This window comes from Mesorhizobium sp. LEGMi-168a, from assembly GCF_058312955.1.
Window position 1 is genome coordinate 37,821 of record NZ_JBZEGV010000037.1, and the last position, 17,521, is coordinate 55,341.

15 protein-coding genes are annotated in these 17,521 nt (G+C 65.6%); 12 read left to right on the top strand and 3 right to left on the bottom strand.

All coding sequences use genetic code 11. The features are described from left to right. Window positions 1-90 precede the first annotated feature (90 nt). From AC4FWB_RS30510 to AC4FWB_RS30535, 6 genes are all read left to right on the top strand, one after another. Entirely contained in the window at window positions 91-1,527 is a 1,437-nt protein-coding gene (locus tag AC4FWB_RS30510; RefSeq protein WP_491029935.1) for a hypothetical protein, read from the top strand. Between the two features lie 138 nt (window positions 1,528-1,665). Further along, on the top strand, window positions 1,666-2,970 hold the full coding sequence (locus AC4FWB_RS30515; RefSeq protein ID WP_491029936.1) for an ABC transporter substrate-binding protein: 1,305 nt from the start codon (window positions 1,666-1,668) through the stop codon (window positions 2,968-2,970). 307 nt (window positions 2,971-3,277) lie between these two features. After that, the gene (locus tag AC4FWB_RS30520; protein ID WP_491029937.1) at window positions 3,278-4,159 is read left to right on the top strand and encodes a branched-chain amino acid ABC transporter permease; all 882 of its coding nucleotides are present in this window, start codon (window positions 3,278-3,280) and stop codon (window positions 4,157-4,159) included. Continuing rightward, a complete protein-coding gene (locus AC4FWB_RS30525; protein ID WP_491029938.1) occupies window positions 4,156-5,118 on the top strand; it encodes a branched-chain amino acid ABC transporter permease in 963 nt (320 codons plus the stop codon). The genes AC4FWB_RS30520 and AC4FWB_RS30525 overlap by 4 nt, the downstream gene beginning before the upstream one ends. Then, window positions 5,115-5,843: an ABC transporter ATP-binding protein gene (locus tag AC4FWB_RS30530; RefSeq protein WP_491029939.1), complete on the top strand. Its 729-nt coding sequence runs from the start codon at window positions 5,115-5,117 to the stop codon at window positions 5,841-5,843. The genes AC4FWB_RS30525 and AC4FWB_RS30530 overlap by 4 nt, the downstream gene beginning before the upstream one ends. After that, complete coding sequence (locus tag AC4FWB_RS30535) at window positions 5,836-6,564, top strand: ABC transporter ATP-binding protein (protein WP_491029940.1); 729 nt, start codon at window positions 5,836-5,838, stop codon at window positions 6,562-6,564. The genes AC4FWB_RS30530 and AC4FWB_RS30535 overlap by 8 nt, the downstream gene beginning before the upstream one ends. A 27-nt stretch (window positions 6,565-6,591) precedes the next feature. Here AC4FWB_RS30535 and AC4FWB_RS30540 read toward each other — a convergent pair whose 3' ends face one another. The 3 genes from AC4FWB_RS30540 to pncA all read right to left on the bottom strand — a co-directional run bounded on the left by AC4FWB_RS30540 (window position 6,592) and on the right by pncA (window position 9,685). Continuing rightward, window positions 6,592-7,554: an ornithine cyclodeaminase family protein gene (locus AC4FWB_RS30540; RefSeq protein WP_491029941.1), complete on the bottom strand. Its 963-nt coding sequence runs from the start codon at window positions 7,552-7,554 to the stop codon at window positions 6,592-6,594. A gap of 57 nt (window positions 7,555-7,611) precedes the next feature. Next, window positions 7,612-8,937 (bottom strand): sodium:proton antiporter, encoded by a 1,326-nt coding sequence (locus AC4FWB_RS30545; RefSeq protein WP_491029952.1) that lies wholly within the window; start codon window positions 8,935-8,937, stop codon window positions 7,612-7,614. A 133-nt stretch (window positions 8,938-9,070) separates the two neighbouring features. Beyond that, window positions 9,071-9,685 (bottom strand): bifunctional nicotinamidase/pyrazinamidase, encoded by a 615-nt coding sequence (gene pncA, locus AC4FWB_RS30550; protein WP_491029942.1) that lies wholly within the window; start codon window positions 9,683-9,685, stop codon window positions 9,071-9,073. Between the two features lie 248 nt (window positions 9,686-9,933). On the opposite strand from pncA, the gene AC4FWB_RS30555 reads away from it, so the two are divergent. From AC4FWB_RS30555 to AC4FWB_RS30580, 6 genes are read left to right on the top strand one after another with little or no spacing between them, the layout of a single operon-like run. Next, the gene (locus tag AC4FWB_RS30555; RefSeq protein WP_491029943.1) at window positions 9,934-10,791 is read left to right on the top strand and encodes an FAD binding domain-containing protein; all 858 of its coding nucleotides are present in this window, start codon (window positions 9,934-9,936) and stop codon (window positions 10,789-10,791) included. Next, entirely contained in the window at window positions 10,788-13,745 is a 2,958-nt protein-coding gene (locus AC4FWB_RS30560; RefSeq protein ID WP_491029944.1) for a molybdopterin-dependent oxidoreductase, read from the top strand. Before AC4FWB_RS30555 ends, AC4FWB_RS30560 begins: the two co-directional genes overlap by 4 nt. Further along, entirely contained in the window at window positions 13,742-15,283 is a 1,542-nt protein-coding gene (locus tag AC4FWB_RS30565) for a 6-hydroxynicotinate reductase (protein WP_491029945.1), read from the top strand. The genes AC4FWB_RS30560 and AC4FWB_RS30565 overlap by 4 nt, the downstream gene beginning before the upstream one ends. Then, window positions 15,283-16,164 (top strand): UPF0280 family protein, encoded by an 882-nt coding sequence (locus tag AC4FWB_RS30570; protein ID WP_491029946.1) that lies wholly within the window; start codon window positions 15,283-15,285, stop codon window positions 16,162-16,164. The genes AC4FWB_RS30565 and AC4FWB_RS30570 overlap by 1 nt, the downstream gene beginning before the upstream one ends. Further along, window positions 16,157-16,741 (top strand): amino acid synthesis family protein, encoded by a 585-nt coding sequence (locus tag AC4FWB_RS30575; RefSeq protein ID WP_491029947.1) that lies wholly within the window; start codon window positions 16,157-16,159, stop codon window positions 16,739-16,741. Before AC4FWB_RS30570 ends, AC4FWB_RS30575 begins: the two co-directional genes overlap by 8 nt. Then, window positions 16,738-17,199 carry a MarR family winged helix-turn-helix transcriptional regulator gene (locus AC4FWB_RS30580; RefSeq protein WP_491029953.1) on the top strand — a complete coding sequence of 154 codons (462 nt, stop codon included), beginning with the start codon at window positions 16,738-16,740 and terminating at the stop codon, window positions 17,197-17,199. The genes AC4FWB_RS30575 and AC4FWB_RS30580 overlap by 4 nt, the downstream gene beginning before the upstream one ends. The last annotated feature ends 322 nt before the right edge of the window (window positions 17,200-17,521 follow it).

A 17,521-nucleotide genomic window follows, 5' to 3' on the forward strand; every position in this document is an offset into this window, starting at 1 on the left:
ATTGGACTTCACCCCCGCCTTCGCCAATCACCAGCGGTCCAGGAGAGGCGCCGATCGAGCGAACTGCCAATCTCCCCCCAAGTGGGGGAGATGTCCGGCAGGACAGAGGGGGGCGCCGTAGAGCGCAAGCCCCTGTGGTTGACTCTCGTGGCGACCCTAGCCCTCCTTCCCACCCCCGCCTTCGCCCACGCCTCCGACCGCGGTCACGTCCTCCTTCTCCCGACCGGCTACTACATCGCCGGCGGCGCGCTGGCGGTGGCCGTCAGCTTCCTCGTACTGGCGCTGCTGCCTGCCGTCGCCCTCGATCGCTTCTGGTGTAGGCGCCTCTCCCTCTTCGCCTTCAGCGACGGCCCACGCACCGTCATCAGTCTGCTTTCCTTTGCCGGCTTTGCGCTTCTCGTCGCCACCGGCCTCTTCGGGAGTCGCGACCCTCTCTCCAACCCGCTGCCGCTGGTGGTCTGGACGCAGCTGTGGGCCGGCTTCACCGTGCTGCAGGGCGTCTTCGGTGACCTCTGGTCATGGCTCAACCCGTGGTATGGACCGTGGCGCATTGTAAGCCGGCTTGTCGGCAAAGGCGGAGGCGAAACCCAACCGCAGCGTCTGCCGTCATGGCTCAGTTTCTGTCCTGCCTTCGTGCTGTTCTTCGCCTTCGCCTGGTTCGAGCTGATCGACCCGGCGCCCGACGATCCGTCCCGTCTTGCCTTCGCCGCCGGCCTCTACTGGCTGGTCAGCTTCGTCGCCATACTCTTCTTCGGCTACGGCGATTGGAGCCGGCGCGGCGAATTCCTGACGGTCTTCTTCTCGATGGTTGCCCGTTTCGCGCCTCTCCAGCGCGAAGAAGGCCGGCTCAGCCTCTGCTGGCCGGGCGCCAAGCTGCTCGCAGCCGAGCCGTTGCCGCCGAGCGGCATCGCCTTCCTCTTGCTGGCGCTGTCGTCGGTATCCTTTGACGGCCTGTCGAAAACCTTCTTCTGGCTCGGCCTGTTCGGCATCAACCCACTGGAATTTCCGGGGCGCACCGCATTGATCGGCATCGGCAGCTTCGGCATCGTGCTGACGTTCTTTCTGCTCGCGGTGGTGTTCGCCCTCGCCGTCTTTCTCGGCCAGCGCCTCGCGGGCGACGCACAGCCGTTCAACAAAGCCGCCGGCCTGCTGGTGTGGTCGATCGTGCCGATCGCGCTCGCTTATCACATCGCGCATTACCTGACGGTGCTGCTTGTCGATGGCCAATACGCGCTGGTCGCGTTATCCGATCCGTTCGCGCTTGGCTGGAACCTGTTCGGCACCGCCGACAGGATGGTCGAGGCGGGCGTCGTGGCCGGCGCCGAGTCGGCCTGGTGGCTGTGGAATTGCCAAGCCGGCGTCATCATTGCCGGCCACGTGCTGGCGGTCCTGATCGCGCATCGTCTCGCCTGGCGGATGCATCCGCAAGCCTCTCGCGCGGCGCTCAGCCAGCTGCCGCTGACACTTCTGATGATCGCCTATACGATCTTCGGCCTCTGGCTTCTTGCCACGCCGACTGCCGGGTGAGAGTGTCCCAGCGAAGCTCGCTTGCCAGGCCATGGCTTTGGTGATTTAGTTTGTACACATGCAATTTTCGCGTCCTCCGATCAGGGAGGATCGAGCCGCCTTATCGCTGGTCAGAACTGAGAAAACAGGGGAACGGACATGGCTGACAAGAACGGATTTTTCGACCTTTCCAAAAAAGCGCTTTCGCGCCGCACTGCGCTGAAGGGTCTGGCCGCAGGCGCTGGCCTCGTGCTGGCTCCGGGCTTCGTCCGCTACAGCCAGGCGCAGAGCTCGGCGCCGATCAAGATCGGCTTCCAGTCGCACCGCACCGGCATCGGCGCCGCCTATGGCCGCTGGTACGAGAAGACGAGCGCTGCCGCCGTCAAGGCGATCAACGACGCCGGCGGCATCAGCGGCCGCAAGGTCGAGCTGGTGATCGAGGATGACGGCACCGATCCCGCGCGCGGCGCCGAGGTGGTCGGCAAGTTCGCCACCCAGCACAAGACCGACATCGTCTTCGGCACGCTGTTCTCGCATGTGGTGATCGGCTCGGCGCCCGCCGCCGGCGAGAACAAGATCCCCTATTTCGTGGTCAGCGAAGGCCACCACGTCGCCTCGACCAAGCTCAACCGCTACGTCTTCCAGCCCGGCATCACCGACGTGAAGAGCCAGATCCAGTCGATGGCGCCGTGGATCGCGGCGAACGCCGGCAAGAAGGTGACGCAGATCTTCCCCGACTTCGCCTTCGGCTACGACCATCGCGACTACCTGCCGCCGGCGCTGAAGGCGCAAGGCGCCGACGTCATCGCGCAGATCGCCATCCCGCCGACGGAGAGCTCCTTCACCAAATATTTTCCGCAGATCCCGGCCGAAACGGAAGTGATCTACCACGTCATGGTCGGTCCGGCGGTGCTCACCTTCGTCAAGGAGCTCGGCGAGTTCTATGGCTCGCAAAGGCCGCAGCTCTTCGGTTTCATCGATTCGCTCGAAGCCGTCGACATCAACAGCCCGGGCCTCGAATTCCTCGACGGCAGTCATTTCTGGGAAGGCTCGCCGCGCTATGCGCAGCCTGACGATTCCGCCGCGCAAAAAGCCTACCGCGCCGCCGTCGGCATCGACGACAATGGCGCTGCCGTCGGCGATCCCAAGGACGTCTCCACCGCCGCCCACATGTTCGGCTGCTGGGAAACGCTCTATGTCGTCAAGAAGGCGATGGAGGATGCCGGCTACAAGGGACCGGAAGACCGCGCCAAGCTGGTCGAGGCGACCGAGGCGCTGAAAGAGTTCGCCGAGGGGCCTGAGCATCCGCAGGGGCCAAAGACCTTCAACGGCAAGATCCACCAGTGCTTTGGCATCCAGAACATCTCAAAGGTCGAAGGCGGCAAGCTGAAGGTCGTCCACAAGACCAAGATCGAGGACGGTCTCTACGAGCCGGAAGGGGATTACACGACGCAGGCGCTGTAGGCTTGGCTTACCAGCAAAGCGTGGGCGCCAAGGCACCCCCCTCTGGCCGGCCCGTCCTCCGCAGCAGCTGCGCTGCAGCTGCGGAGGGTGGACCGGCAATCTCCCCCTCAAGGGGGGAGATTGGCAGTTTCTGCGACGGCATATACCCGCCGACGTTGGTGGTTGGCGAAAGCACTCGTGACATCCAATCTCCCCCCTTGAGGGGGGTGAGGCGCGGTCCGCGAAGCGGACGGAAAGCCAATTGCTTGGCTTTCCGAGCGACGAACGCCCGGCAGAGGGGGGTGCCTCGCGCATCCGTTGGCGTGTAATGCACTTCGGACCCCATCTCCTCCTCGCCGCCCTCGAAGGCCTCGTCACGTCCGCCGTGCTGGCGCTGACGGCGCTCGGGCTGTCGCTGGTGTTCGGCGTCATGCGCATCGTCAACGTCGCGCACGGCGAGTTCTTCATGCTGGGCGCGGTGCTTGCCTGGGCGATCTCGACGGCAATTTCGGGCCATCCGGCGATCGGTTTCGTCGCCGCGCTCGTGGTCGCGCCTTTGCTGGTCGGGCTGGTCGCGTTTCTTGCTGAATGGCTGGTGCTGCGCCGGCTCAACTACAATCCCGAAAGCACCATCGTCGCCACCATCGGCATGCTCTACATCATCCAGCAACTTGCGCTGACCTTCTACGGTCCGGAGGCACGCCCCGTGGAGCCGCCCTTCAGCTACCGCATCCTTTTGCCCTGGTTCGGCTATTCCGGCTACAAGCTGTCGGTGGTCGCGGCTTCAGCACTTCTGCTCGTGATCACCTGGCTGGTGCTGACCCGCACCAAGATCGGCCTGATCATGCGCGCCACCCAGTACGACCGCGAGACGGCGCAGGCCTTCGGCATTCCGGTCGAGCGCGTCTATGCCGGCGTCTTTGCCATCGGCGCCATGCTTGCGGCGATCGCCGCGGTGCTGATCGTGCCGATCAGCCAGGCGCACTACCTGATGGGGCAGGACCCGCTGTTGTTGTCCTTCATCGTCGTCATCATCGGCGGCCTCGGCTCGCTGCGCGGCACCGTGGTCGCCGCCATATTGATCGGCCTCTCCGACGGCATCATCTCGGTGTTCTTCTCGCCGACCTTGGCCAAGATCATCGCCACGCTGGTCGTCGCCATGGTGCTGGTGTTCCGGCCGCAAGGCCTGTTCGGGACCACGCCGCGATGAAGGATGCTTCGCCGGCAAAGATCTACGCGCTGCATATCGGCGTCATCGCGCTTCTGTTCGGGCTGAACTTCGTCCTGCCCGACTATCATCAGGGCCTGTTCGCCCGCATCATGGCTTTGGCCGTCTTCGCCATGGGCTACAATCTGCTCTTCGGCTATGTCGGCCTGCTCAGCCTCGGCCACGCGATGTTCTTCTCCGCCGGCCTCTATGGCGCCGGGCTGACTGTCTATCACCTCGGCTGGGGCGTGCCGGAAGCTTTCGTCGCCGGGGTCGCCTGCGGCGCGCTGCTCGCCCTGATCATCGGCCTGCTCGCGCTGCGCACGTCGGGTGTGGCGTTCATGATCGTCACCATGATGTTCGCGCAGGTCTTCTACCTGCTGATCCTCTATTTCGCCGCTTGGACCGGCGGCGACCAGGGCCTGGTCATCCAGCAGGCCGCGCGCACCTTGAATCTTGGCAGCGCCTCGCTTGACCTGACCAATCCGACCGTCCGCTACATGAGCGCGCTGGCCCTGTTCTCGGTCGTGCTGATCATCACGCTCGCCGTTGTCCGTTCCCGCTTCGGCCGCGTGCTGGTCGCCATCCGCGAGAACGAGGAGCGCACCAAGATGCTCGGCTACGACACGGTCGCCAACAAGCTTGCCGCCGTCGTCGCCTCCGGCGCCATCTGTGCGGCGTCGGGCGCGGCCTATGCGCTGCTGTTCGGCTATATCGGATCGAGCTTCGCCTCGGTGCAGTATTCGATCCTGCCGCTGCTCTGGGTTCTGCTCGGCGGCGCCGCAACAGCGCTCGGGCCGCTCATCGGCACGCTGTTCATGTATTATGTCACCGACATCACCAGCGGCTTCACCTCCGCCTATCTGCTGATCGTCGGCATTGCGCTGATCCTGCTGGTGCTGTTTGTCCCGAAAGGCATTCTGGGCAGCGTGCGCGAGCGTTGGCTGAGGTGGTTGCCGTGATACCGCTGCTTACCACCAAGGGTCTGTCCCGCCATTTCGGCGGCCTGCGCGCCGTGGATGGCGTCGACTTCGCGCTGATGCCGGGCGAGATCCGCGCCATCATCGGCCCGAACGGCGCCGGCAAGACCACCTTCGTCAGCCTGCTCAGCGGCCGCATCCGACCCTCCGCGGGCATGATCGTCTTCGATGGCGCCGACATCACCGGCATGCCGGCTTACCAAAGGGTTCGTCTCGGCGTCGCCTATACGTTCCAGATCACCAGCGTCTTCGCCAATCTCACGGCGTTCGACAATGTGGCGCTACCGGTGCAGCGCACGCTGACCGACGGCCGCTCGAAGGGGCAGGTGAGAGCCGGCGTCATGGAAGCATTGGAACGCACCGGCCTTGCCGACCGCGCCGGCACGCTGGCCGGGCAGTTGTCCTACGGCCACCAGCGCCTGCTGGAAGTCGCAATGGGTCTGGCGCTGAAGCCGCGCCTGCTCATTCTCGACGAGCCGACGCAAGGCCTGGCCGACAGCGAGATCGACAATTTCATCGAGCTGGTGCGCAAGATCGCCAAAAACGCCACCGTGCTTTTGATCGAGCACAACATGCCGGTGGTCATGCAGCTTGCCGACCGCATCACCGTCTTCAATTCGGGAAAGATCCTCGCCGAAGGCACTCCGGAGCAGATCCGCGCCAACGTCGAGGTGCAGGACGCCTATCTCGGAGCGACCCATGGTTGATCTCCCCAGTACCGAGAGGGAGCTGCTCGCCATATCCGGGCTCGACTGCTTTTATGGCGAGGTCCAGGTGCTCTATGGCCTCGACCTGGCGCTGAACAAGGGCGAGGTCCTCTGTCTGTTCGGCCGCAACGGCGCCGGCAAGACGACGACGCTGAAGGCGATCATGGGGCTGGTTCCCGCGGCGGCGGGTTCGATCCGGCTGGACGGCAAGGAACTGGCCGGGCTCGCCGCGCATGACGTGCCGAAGGCGGGCGTCGCCTATGTGCCGCAGGGCAGGCGGCTGTTTGCCGACATGACGGTGGCCGAAAACATCGAGATCGGCCTGATGGCGCGCGGCAAGGGCAAGCAAACCCGCGAGAGCGTGCTCGATCTTTTCCCACTGCTCAGGGAGCGGCTGAAGCAACGCTCCGGCACGCTATCCGGCGGCGAGCAGCAAATGCTGGCCATGGCCCGCGCGCTCTGCCTGGAACCGCAAGTGCTGCTGCTCGACGAGCCGACCGAAGGGCTGATGCCGTCGATGATCGCCAAGATCCGCGAGACGGTGGCGAAGCTGCGCGATCTCGGCGTCTCGACCATCCTGGTCGAGCAGCGCGTCGATGCCGTGCTGTCGGTCGCCGACCGTGTCTCATTCATCGAGAACGGCCGCAATCGCGAGACGGTCGATGTCGAGGAATTGCGCGCCGATCCGTCGGCGGTGCGGCGGTATGTCGGTGTAGGCTGAATTGGCTTCCCCCAACCCTGAATTGCTCTAAGCCCCCAGAGCGCCGGCTGCCTTCGCGCGCACAAACGCCAGGCCGGCAATTGCGAGATCGCCAACCGCCATGCCGCGGAACGCGAAAGCCGTTCGCTCACTTGCGCTCTGGCGGCCTGACACATCGCCGCTGACCAAACCTGTCAGGTCGCCCGTAACGAGCTCGGGCCTCACCATCGGTTTGCTCATCTGCGCCTCTTGCGCCAGGTCGTCTATGACGATGCGATCGAAGGTAGCCATGGTTTCAGCCAGCCAAGGCAGGGCCAGATCGGTCATGGTCGCAAAGACTCCTACCTTCAGCCAACGCCCATCCAAAAATGGAACGGGCTCAGGCACCAAAGTGACCGTCGTCACCACGATGTCAGCCGACTCGACCGCCGCTTTTGCGGTATCGCAAGGCACTGCGGTAAGACCGCGCATTTCAGCCATACGACAAAATGCGTCGCGGCTGCCTTTGCCTCGACTGAAGGCTCGAATCTCTTGCAAGGGAAAAAGATCAGCCAGTGCCTCGAGGTGGCCGCGCGCCTGGACGCCGCATCCGATGAATGCGACGCTGGTCGAGTCGGCCCGGGCCAGACGCCTTGCCGCCACGGCGCTTAGACCGGCGGTGCGCTTCTCGGTCACCCAATTGCCGTCGACCACGGCAAGCGGCAGCCCCGTCTCGCCGTCGAGAAGGGTGACGATTGAGTTCAGGGTTGCAAGTCCCCGCTCGGGGTTACGGGGGTTGACCACCAGCGATTTGGTCGCCAGCACCCTGGGCTCGGTCGCGACACCGAGAGTAGCCATTATGTAGCGGTCGTCGCCGGGCAGCACCACCGCCTTCGGCGCGCACCATACCTCGCCCCGCCTCTGACCGATGATCTGTCGCTCGATTTCGTCGACCACATCGGACGTCGAAATTCTTAGGCTGTCCAGGAACTCGGCTGACAGAAAGGGCAGGCTCTCGGCTTGGATGGTCATCGTCGCCCCAAGAATGGCTTGTTTTCGATAGGCATTGCTCAGTGCTGGTTTCCCAGCTCATCCGAAAAACAGAAATCCAGCAATCAAGAAAGTCGGGATCAGCACCAGGCCCGACCAGGCCATGTAGCCGAAGAAGCCGGGCATCTTGAAGCCGCGATGCCTGGCGATGGCAAAGACCATGAAGTTCGGCGCGTTGCCGATATAGGTGTTGGCGCCCATGAACACCGCGCCGGCCGAGATTGCGGCCAGCGTCGAGGCGGCCTCGGTCATCAGGTGTCTCGCGTCACCGCCGGCAAGCTCGAAGAACACCAGATAGGTCGGCGCGTTGTCGAGGAAGGACGACAGCGCGCCGGTCAGCCAGAAATAGGCGAGGTCGTTCGGCTGGCCGTCGGCGGAGGTGACGAGCGAGACCAGCGGCGCCAGCGCGCCGCCGTGTCCGGCCCGCAGAATGGCGATGACCGGCACGATGCAGATGAAAATGCCGGCGAACAATTTCGCCACTTCGGCGATCGGCCCCCAGGTGAAGCCGTTCGCTTGCCTGTGGCTCTTGTACGAGACTTTTAGGGACAGGAAGGCCAGCGCCAGGATGATGACGTCGCGCGTAAGATTCTGCAGCTCGAGGCTGACGCCGAGGACCGGGATGCTGACGCCCGGCTTCCAGCTCGCCGAAAGCAGGATCGCGCCGATCACGCCGGCAAGCAGCGGCAGGTTGGCGAGGCCGCGCAGGCGCACCTTCGTATCCGGCGTCGGATCCTTGATCTTCGGCATTCCGCCTTCGCGGCGATGCAGGACGAGGTCGAGCGCCAGGAAGACGACGAGCACCAGCCCACCGGTGAACAGCGTCTCGCGCCAGAGATTCGCGGTGGTCCAGAAGAAATCGACGCCGCGCAGGAAGCCGACGAACAGCGGCGGGTCGCCGAGCGGGGTCAGCGAGCCGCCGATGTTGGAGACCAGGAAGATGAAGAAGATCACCACATGGGCGTTGAACGGTCGGTTGTCGTTGGCGCGCAGCATCGGCCGGATCAGGATCATCGAGGCGCCGGTCGTGCCGATGACCGAGGCAAGCAGCGCGCCGACGAGCAGCAGCCCGGCATTGACCAGCGGCGTGCCATGGATGTTGCCGGCAAGCAGGATGCCGCCCGAGATCGTGTAGAGCGCGAACAGGAGGATGATGAAGGACATGTATTCGGTGAGCAGCGTGTGCAGCACCGCTTCGCCTGCCGTCGGGATGCCGAAGGCGACTGCCAGAGGAACCACGACCAGCGCCGCCCAGGCGGCGGCGATCTTGCCGTAGTGATGTTCCCAGACATGATGGAAGAGCAGCGGTCCGGTCGCGATCGACAGCAGCAGGCCGGCAAAGGGCAGCGCCCACCACAGCGACATCGCGACGCCGGGCAGTTCATGAGCCTCGGCGGCGAAAGCCGGTTGCGCAAAAGCGACCACGGCTGCGGCAACCAGACCCGCAGCCCCACCTTTTATCGATGCTGAGAAGGCCCCTCGATGCCTCACAGGTGGGTCAGTCCGACAAATGGTCTTCGAGCGTCACGCCGGCCTCGCGCATGAGCGCGATCATCGCGTCGAGCGAGCCGCCGAGGTCGATGCCGCGGCAAGCGTCGAGCCGCACGGTCGTCTTAAAACCCTGCTTCACCGCATCGAGGGCCGAGAAGGCGACGCAGTAATCGGTGGCGAGCCCGACAAGGGTCAAGGTGTCGATGCCGCGTTCCTTGAGATAGCCGGCGAGCCCGGTCGGCGTCGCATGGTCGTTCTCGAAGAAGGCCGAGTAGCTGTCGATTGCCGGGCGAAACCCTTTGCGGATCACCAGCTCGGCCTTGGTCCAGGCAAGCCCGGAATGGAAATCGGAACCGACGCTGCCTTGGATGCAATGGTCCGGCCACAAGGTCTGCGGCCCATAGGGCATCTCGATCGTTTCGAAGGGCTGCTTGCCGGGATGGCTCGAGGCAAAGCTCGAATGGCCTGCCGGATGCCAATCCTGCGTCAGCACGACATGCTCGGTCCGCCGGATCAGGTCGTTGACCAGCGGCACGATCTCGTCGCCGCCGGCCACCGCCAGCGCGCCGCCGGGGCAAAAATCGTTCTGCAGGTCGATGACGATGAGCGCTTCCTCGGCCATGGGGCTTCCTTTCGTTGCGGCTCCATCAGATGCCGCTGACGCGACCGGAGGCAGAACCTTGACCAGATGGCCGGTGGCGTCAACCTCCTCCGGCATAACAAAGCTGTGGCGGCGCTCGGGAAGCCTCTTCGGCAACCTCCGCTTTGACAATTGCGGCGAAGTTGATATCATTTGCATACGAATGAATTTGCCCGAGCCTGATGCCCGGCAGGTTCCCTCGGAAAGGCCCCTTTCTGGGAAGGCAAAGCGTGACCCGTTACGCGAAACCCACCACGGTCGACGAGGCGCTCGCTCTGCTTGGCGAGGATCGCTGGCGCATCCTCGCCGGCGGCACGGATTTCTATCCGGCGCAGGGCGCAAAACCTTTTCGCGACAATGTCCTCGACATCAACGGTCTCGCCGAACTGCGCGGGATTGCCGAGGCCGATGTGCATTGGCGGATCGGCGCCCGCACCACCTGGACCGACATCGTGCGCCATCCGCTCCCCGTGGCGTTCGATGCGCTGAAGGCGGCCGCGCGCGAGGTAGGCTCCGTCCAGATCCAGAATGTCGCCTCCGTTGCCGGCAATCTCTGCAACGCCTCGCCCGCCGCCGATGGCGTGCCGGCGCTTATGGTGCTCGATGCCGACGTCGAATTGCGGTCGGCGAAAGCAACCCGCCATTTGCCGCTCGGTGACTTCATCCTCGGCAATCGCCGCACCGCGCTGCAGCCTGACGAGATGGCTACGGCCATTCGCGTCCCGAAGCGGTCGACACTCGGCGCGTCGGCGTTCGTCAAGCTTGGCGCCCGGCGCTATCTGGTCATCTCGATTGCCATGGCTGCGGTTCGCCTGGTGATCGAGGATGGCGCAATCGCCGATGCTGCTATCGCCGTCGGCGCCTGCTCCGCCGTCGCCCGCCGTCTTGCCGGCGTCGAGGCGGCCCTGCGCGGGCGCCTGATCGACGGGGCACCCGCCGACGCGGTCCTTTCCGCGCCGATCGATGAACTGTCGCCGATCGGCGATGTCCGCGGCAGCGCCGAATACCGGCTGGATGCGGCACGCGAGATCGTCGCCCGCGCCGTGCGTGCCGCCGTCGGCCTGGGTGAAAGCAAGGTGGCGGCATGAACGAAGCGCGGCCCGACATTGGCAAAGCCCGGCCGTCCACGAGCATGGCGCGAGCCGACATCGCCTTCGCGGTCAATGGTACTGCCGTCAGCGTCTCGGTGCCGCCGGTGCGGCGCCTGTCGCAAGTTTTGCGCGACGAGCTCCGGCTGACCGGCACCAAGGTCGGCTGCGACGCCGGCGATTGCGGCGCCTGCACCGTGCTGGTCGACGGCGATCCGGTCTGCGCCTGTCTCGTGCCGGCAGCTTCGGTTTCCGGCGCCGCCGTCACCACGGTCGAGGGCCTCGCCAACGGTCGGCTCTCCGCCCTGCAGGCATCGTTCCTGCAGTATGGCGCCGCGCAATGCGGCATCTGCACGCCGGGCCTGTTGGTAGCGGCCACTGCGCTTCTGGAGAGCAACCCGACGCCGAGCGAGGCCGAGACGCAGGACGCGCTCGGCGGCGTGCTCTGCCGCTGCACCGGCTACCGCAAGATCATCGCGGCGGTGATGGATGCGGCACGGCGCGCGAGCGAACCTTCGAAGGTCGGCGCCCCTCATCCGCCTGCCGGCACCTTCTCTCCGTATAGCGACGGGGAGAAGGCAAGCGCTCCGACGCCGGCGACCCCCTCTCCTCGTCCTTCACGGGGAGAGGGTAATGGTGAGGGGCAGCGCCAGCCTTGCGGGACAGACCGCGACCTTGACAATCGCATGCCGGCCGCGGGCCGCGCCGTTGGCGCTTCGCCGATCCGCCTCGACGGCGTGCCGAAGGTTACCGGCGGCGAGAAGTTCGGCGGTGACTCTTTTCCGGCCGATGCGCTCGCCGTGCTCGTGGTTCGCTCACCGCACTATCATGCCCGCTTCAGCTTCGGCGATCTGGAAGCCTGGGCCAGATCTCATCCGGGCATTGCCGGGGTCTTCACCGCGGCCGACATCCCGGGCCACAACTGCTTCGGCGCTATCGGGCCGTTTGCCGATCAGCCGGCTCTCGCGGAAGGTTTCGCGCGCCTGCGCGGCGAGGCGGTGGCGCTGGTGGCCGGCGAACGCGAGGCGATCCTCGATCTCGACCTGACGGATTTTCCGATCGACTGGACGGAGCTGCCGCATGTGCTGCAGCCCGGCGAGGCGAAGTCCGACGGCGCTGCGCTGATCCACAGCCACCGGCCGGCGAACCTGCTCACCTCCGGCTTCGTCGAGCGCGGCGATCCGGAGGCCGCATTGGCCGGCGCTGCCGTCACCGTGTCCGGCGCCATCGAGACCTCCTTCGTCGAGCATGCCTATATCGAGCCGGAAGCCGGCTATGCCTACATGGAAGGCGACACGCTGGTCGTCATTGCCTGCACCCAGGCGCCCTATATGGACCGCGATGACACGGCGAAGGTGCTCGGCCTTCCAGTCGATAAGGTGCGCATCGTGCCGACCGCCACCGGCGGCGGCTTCGGCTCCAAGCTCGATGTTTCGCTGCAGCCTCTCATCGGCCTCGTGGCGATGAAGACCGGCCGGCCGGCGGCACTTGCCTACACGCGCAATGAATCGATGATGTCGACCACCAAGCGCCATCCGGCCGAGATGCAGGCGATCATCGGCACTGACACCGACGGCCGCGTCACCGGCATGGTCTTTTCCGGCGATTTCAACACCGGCGCTTACGCCAGTTGGGGCCCGACCGTCGCCAACCGCGTCCCGGTGCATGCCTCCGGCCCTTATCTCACGCCGAACTACCGGGCGACGGGCTACGCCATCCACACCAACGGCCCGATCGCCGGCGCCTTCCGCGGCTTCGGCGTGCCGCAGGCGACCATCATGCAGGAAACGCTCTATGACGAGCTCGCCGGCAAATTGGGCATGGACCGGCTCGATTTCCGCCTGAAGAACTGCCTTCGTAACGGCTGCGAAACGGTGACGGGCCAACTCCTGGAGTCGGGCGTCGGCATCGGCGAATGCCTGGAGTCGCTTCGCCCGCACTGGGCGCGCGCGCTTGCCGACGCTGAGACATTCAACGCCACCAATACGGGGAAAAAGCGCGGCGTCGGCATTGCCTCCTGCTGGTATGGCTGCGGCAACACCTCGCTGCCCAATCCCTCGACCATCAAGGTCGGCATCTCGGTCGATGGTGATGTCGTCCTGCATCAGGGCGCGGTCGATATCGGCCAGGGCTCGAACACGGTCATCACCCAGATCTGCGCCGACGCGCTCGGCCTGCCGCTGGACAAATTCCGGCTGAAAAGCGCCGATACCGCCATCACGCCGGACGCCGGCAAGACATCGGCCTCGCGCCAGACTTTTGTGACCGGCAAGGCCGCCGAGAAGGCCGGACGCGCGCTGCGTGAAAAAATCCTGCGCTTCGCCAATGTCTCCGGCCAGGCGACGATCGCGCTCGACGGCGCGAACATCTCCATCCGCGAAGGCGACGCGACGCGGCGTATCGATCTCTCCACTCTGGAACCCGACGCCGACGGCTTCGTCTTTCGCGCCGAAGAGACCTACGACCCGCCGACGCTGCCGCTGGACGCCAAGGGCCAGGGCAAGCCTTACGCGGTCTATGGCTATGGCGCGCAGATCGCCGAGCTCGAGGTCGACCTCAAGCTCGGCACGGTGAAGCTGATCAAGATCACCGCCGCGCATGATGTCGGCAAGGCGATCAATCCGGTCCTGGTCGAGGGCCAGATCGAGGGCGGCATCGCCCAAGGCATCGGCATGGCGCTGATGGAGGAGTACATCCCCGGCCGCACCGAGAACCTGCACGACTATCTCATCCCGACCATCGGCGACGTCCCGCCGATCGAACACATACTGGTCGAGGTTCCGGACCCGGAAGGACCCTTCGGCGCCAAGGGCTTGGGCGAGCATGTGCTGATCCCGACCGCTCCGGCGATCCTCAACGCCATCCGCCATGCCGCCGGCGTCCTGGTCACCAAAGTGCCGGCGACGCCGAGCCGCATCCTGGCGGCGATCCGCGACAAGGAGGCGCGCCGATGAGCGAGCTTGCCGAACGTTTCGAAACCCACGATCCCGGCGAGAAGCAGGTGGCGGAGAAGATCCGCTGCGATGCCTGCCCGGTCATGTGCTACATCGCCGACGGCCGCACCGGCGCCTGCGACCGCTATGGCAATGTCGGCGGCCGCATCGTGCGCATGGACCCGCTGACCATCCTGGACCATGCAGCCGAGACCGGCGGCGTGGTCGTGCCTTTCGTCGCCGAGGGCGAAGCCTGGAGCGGCGAACTGGTCAACACCGGCCGGCGCTTCGTCACCGCGATCGGCGCCGGCACCACCTATCCGGACTATAAGCCGGCGCCCTTCATCGTCAGCCAAGAGGTCGAGGGCGTCGATCTCGTCACCATCGTCACCGAAGGCATCTTCTCCTACTGCGGCGTCAAGGTGAAGATCGACACCGATCGCCATATCGGTGACGAGACGGCGACCGTGCGCTCGGAAGGCGAGGCGATAGGCCACGTCACGACGGGCGAGTACGGCTCGCAGATGCTGTCGCTGGGTGGTGTCCATCACCTGACCGGCGGCTCGAAGGCAGAGGGACGCGCCACCTGCGATGCGCTGCTCAACCTCTGCAACAGGAAGCCGGTCGAGCTCACCATCGATGGCGGTGCTACCGTTATCGTCGAGGCCGGCAAGGCGCCGGTCATCGACGGCAAGGTCGAGCACCGCATGCGCGTCGGCTGCGGCTCGGCCACCATCGGCATGTTCGCCACGCAGTGGCGCGGCCTGGTCGACGAGGTTGTGGTGGTCGACGACCACATAACCGGCGTCGTCTCCGAGCATCAGGCCGGCAAGGTGCTGGGCTGGGAGGATACGGGGATAAAAATCATCGGCCGCCGTTCGACGCCGGGCCGTTATTTCAAGGTTTCGGAGCCCGGCCTCGGCTGGGGCGGCACGACGATCTCCGATCCGCTTTCGATCCTTGGCGACTGGAACGCCAAGAAGGGGGCGCGTCCCGGCCTGTCGCTCATGATGGTTTCGACCACGGGCGAGCAGTTCGCCTATTACGAGCTCGACGATCAACTGAAGCCGGTCGAAAAGCCGTTCCCGGAGCGACTGCAGAAATCCGTCGGCCTGATCGAGGACAATTGCGAGCCGGCACTGTGCACCGTTCTCTTCATCGGCGGCGCCGGCGGCTCGCTGCGCGCCGGCGTCACCGAAAATCCGGTCAACCTCACCCGCTCGGTGCAAGGCCTGACGACCTATGTGACAGTGGGTGGCGCACCGGTCTATGTCTGGCCGGGCGGCGGCATCACGCTGATGGTCGATGTCACCCGCGTGCCGGAAGGCGCCTTCGGCTATGTGCCGACGCCGGCACTTGTGGCGCCGATCGAGTTTACGCTGCGTCGCGACGACTATGTCCGGCTCGGCGGCTATGAAAGCGAGATCCGCAGCGTCGAGGACATCCTTGCCAAGGGCGGCGAATACCTCAATCCGCGCCATGGTACCGGCGCGCCGGCCGGCAACCCCTGGCCGCCGCTGGCGCAGTTGCGCCGTGGCCGGGCCAACGGAGCCGACTGATGAGCGGTCCGCAGGCGCATTGGCTCGCCGACGGCAGGCGGCTTCATCTCAACCATGGGCCGATCGACCTGATCGTCGAGGCCTTTGGCGATGCCGTTGAATGCCGTACCGCCTATGCCCAGGCCGTCACGCGCTTCCAGACGGTGCTGACCGAGCTGGTCGAGGAACTCCCCGAACTGCGCCGGCCGGCATCTTTGCAGCCGCGCGCTTTCGCTGGCTCGACGGCGCGGCGCATGGAAGCAGCGGTTGCGCCGCTGGCGGAGAGCTTCATCACGCCGATGGCCGCCGTCGCCGGTTCGGTAGCCGACGAAATGCTTGCCGCGCTGCTCGCCGGGCGCAAGCTCGATCGCGCCTATGTCAACAATGGCGGCGACAGCGCCCTCCATCTCGACAACGGTCAGTCGATGACGCTGGCCATCGCAGGCACCGAGCATGGCCTTGCCGATCGCATCACCATCCGTGCCGAAGACGGCGTGCGCGGCATCGCAACCAGCGGCTGGCGCGGCCGGTCTTTTTCGCTGGGCATAGCGGATGCCGTGACGGTGCTGGCGCGGACCGGCGCCGAGGCCGACTCGGCGGCGACGCTGATCGCCAACGCGGTTGACCTGCCCGGGCGTCCGGCAATCCGTCGCGTGCCGGCGCGCGATCTCGCGCCCGACAGCGATCTCGGCGATCGGCTGGTGACGCAAGGCGTCGGCGCGCTTGCGCCCGGCGAGGTGGCGCTCGCGCTGGACAACGGCCTTGCCGTCGCCGAAGATTTTCGCCGGCGCGGCCTGATTGTCGCATCGGCGCTGTTTCTTGGCGGCGACACTCGCATCAGTGGTTCAGTGGTGCTCGCCGCGCCCAACAAGCATAAAGCGAAGGAAACTGCCCATGCCTGAATTCCCAATCCGCAAGGTTGCGGTGCTGACTGAGGAAATTTTCCACGACGGCGGCCCCGTCACGAAAGAACCGCGCCTTCGCGCGGCCGCTCTCGCCGTGGTCAGGAACCCGTTTGCCGGCCGTTATGTCGAAGACCTGCAAGGCGCTATGGAAGACCTGAAGCCGCTCGGGCTGCTGCTCTCCGACAGGCTGATAGCCGCGCTGGGCGGCGACGTGAAGAAGATCGACGGCTACGGCAAGGGCGCCATTGTCGGCTCCGCCGGCGAGCTGGAGCACGGCGCGCTGTGGCATGTGCCGGGCGGCTATGCCATGCGCGAGAGGCTGGGCGACGCCAAGGCGATCGTGCCGTCGGCCAAGAAGGTCGGCGCCTTCGGCTCGCGACTCGACGTTCCGCTCGGTCACATCAACGCCGCCTATGTGCGCAGCCATTTCGACGCCATGGAGGTCGGCATCAGCGACGGGCCGCGCCCCGACGAGATCCTGTTCTGCCTCGCCATGACCTGCGGCCCGCGTGTCCACAACCGCATGGGCGGGCTGGCGGCCGAGGACATCAAGGCATGGGATGGCTTGAGATGAGCGGCGAGGACAATCTGCTGCGGCTGGTCGAGGCCGACGAGCCGGACGAAAACAACTACCATCTGCAGGACCAGGTCGGCTTCATCCTGCGCAAGGCGCATCAGCGCCATGTCGCGATCTTCGCCGCCCATATCGGCGATCTGACGCCGCCGCAATTCGCAGCCCTCGCCAAGCTCTACGACATCGGCGAGACCTCGCAGAACCAGCTTGGAACGCTGATCGCGATGGACGCCGCCACCGTCAAGGGCGTCATCGACCGGCTGAAGGCACGTGGCCTCGTCGAGCTCTCCAAGCACGAGGTCGACAAGCGGCGGCTGCTGGTCAACCTGACGCCGGAAGGCCGCGAGGCGATCGAGCGGCTGATCCCGCTTGCCCGCATCATCACCGAGGAGACGCTGGCGCCGCTGACCGCCAAGGAGACCTCGACGTTCCTGCGGCTGCTGGCGAAGCTGGCCTGAAAGGATCCTTCGGAAGGAACAGGCCTTCCGGACGCTGGAGCGACAGCACCCCCTCTGGCCTGCCGGCCATCTCCCCCGCAAGGGGCGAGATTAGATGTCACCTCGGCCTTCGCTAATCTCCGGCGTTGAAGGGAGAGCGCCAAGGCTGAAGCTGCCAATCTCCCTCCTTGCGGGCAGGTAATCGCATATGGCGCTCCCCCACTCCGTCTCGGCTTCGCCGAGCCACCTCTCCCCCGCTCCGCGAGGGAGAGGAAATAAGCTTGCGCGATATCGCCAACTACCGCTTGCGAAATCCGAGCCCCCGGCGATTGGCGTTTCCTCG

What these genes read in the sequence shown, in the direction of transcription:
- AC4FWB_RS30565 (WP_491029945.1), top strand. Translation starts at nt 13,742, where the DNA reads ATGAGCGAGCTTGCCGAACGTTTCGAAACCCACGATCCCGGCGAGAAG.
- pncA (WP_491029942.1), bottom strand. Translation starts at nt 9,685, where the DNA reads ATGGCCGAGGAAGCGCTCATCGTCATCGACCTGCAGAACGATTTTTGC.
- AC4FWB_RS30515 (WP_491029936.1), top strand. Translation starts at nt 1,666, where the DNA reads ATGGCTGACAAGAACGGATTTTTCGACCTTTCCAAAAAAGCGCTTTCG.
- AC4FWB_RS30545 (WP_491029952.1), bottom strand. Translation starts at nt 8,937, where the DNA reads ATGTCGCTGTGGTGGGCGCTGCCCTTTGCCGGCCTGCTGCTGTCGATC.
- AC4FWB_RS30540 (WP_491029941.1), bottom strand. Translation starts at nt 7,554, where the DNA reads ATGACCATCCAAGCCGAGAGCCTGCCCTTTCTGTCAGCCGAGTTCCTG.
- AC4FWB_RS30535 (WP_491029940.1), top strand. Translation starts at nt 5,836, where the DNA reads ATGGTTGATCTCCCCAGTACCGAGAGGGAGCTGCTCGCCATATCCGGG.
- AC4FWB_RS30570 (WP_491029946.1), top strand. Translation starts at nt 15,283, where the DNA reads ATGAGCGGTCCGCAGGCGCATTGGCTCGCCGACGGCAGGCGGCTTCAT.
- AC4FWB_RS30510 (WP_491029935.1), top strand. Translation starts at nt 91, where the DNA reads ATGTCCGGCAGGACAGAGGGGGGCGCCGTAGAGCGCAAGCCCCTGTGG.
- AC4FWB_RS30520 (WP_491029937.1), top strand. Translation starts at nt 3,278, where the DNA reads ATGCACTTCGGACCCCATCTCCTCCTCGCCGCCCTCGAAGGCCTCGTC.
- AC4FWB_RS30575 (WP_491029947.1), top strand. Translation starts at nt 16,157, where the DNA reads ATGCCTGAATTCCCAATCCGCAAGGTTGCGGTGCTGACTGAGGAAATT.
- AC4FWB_RS30525 (WP_491029938.1), top strand. Translation starts at nt 4,156, where the DNA reads ATGAAGGATGCTTCGCCGGCAAAGATCTACGCGCTGCATATCGGCGTC.
- AC4FWB_RS30560 (WP_491029944.1), top strand. Translation starts at nt 10,788, where the DNA reads ATGAACGAAGCGCGGCCCGACATTGGCAAAGCCCGGCCGTCCACGAGC.
- AC4FWB_RS30580 (WP_491029953.1), top strand. Translation starts at nt 16,738, where the DNA reads ATGAGCGGCGAGGACAATCTGCTGCGGCTGGTCGAGGCCGACGAGCCG.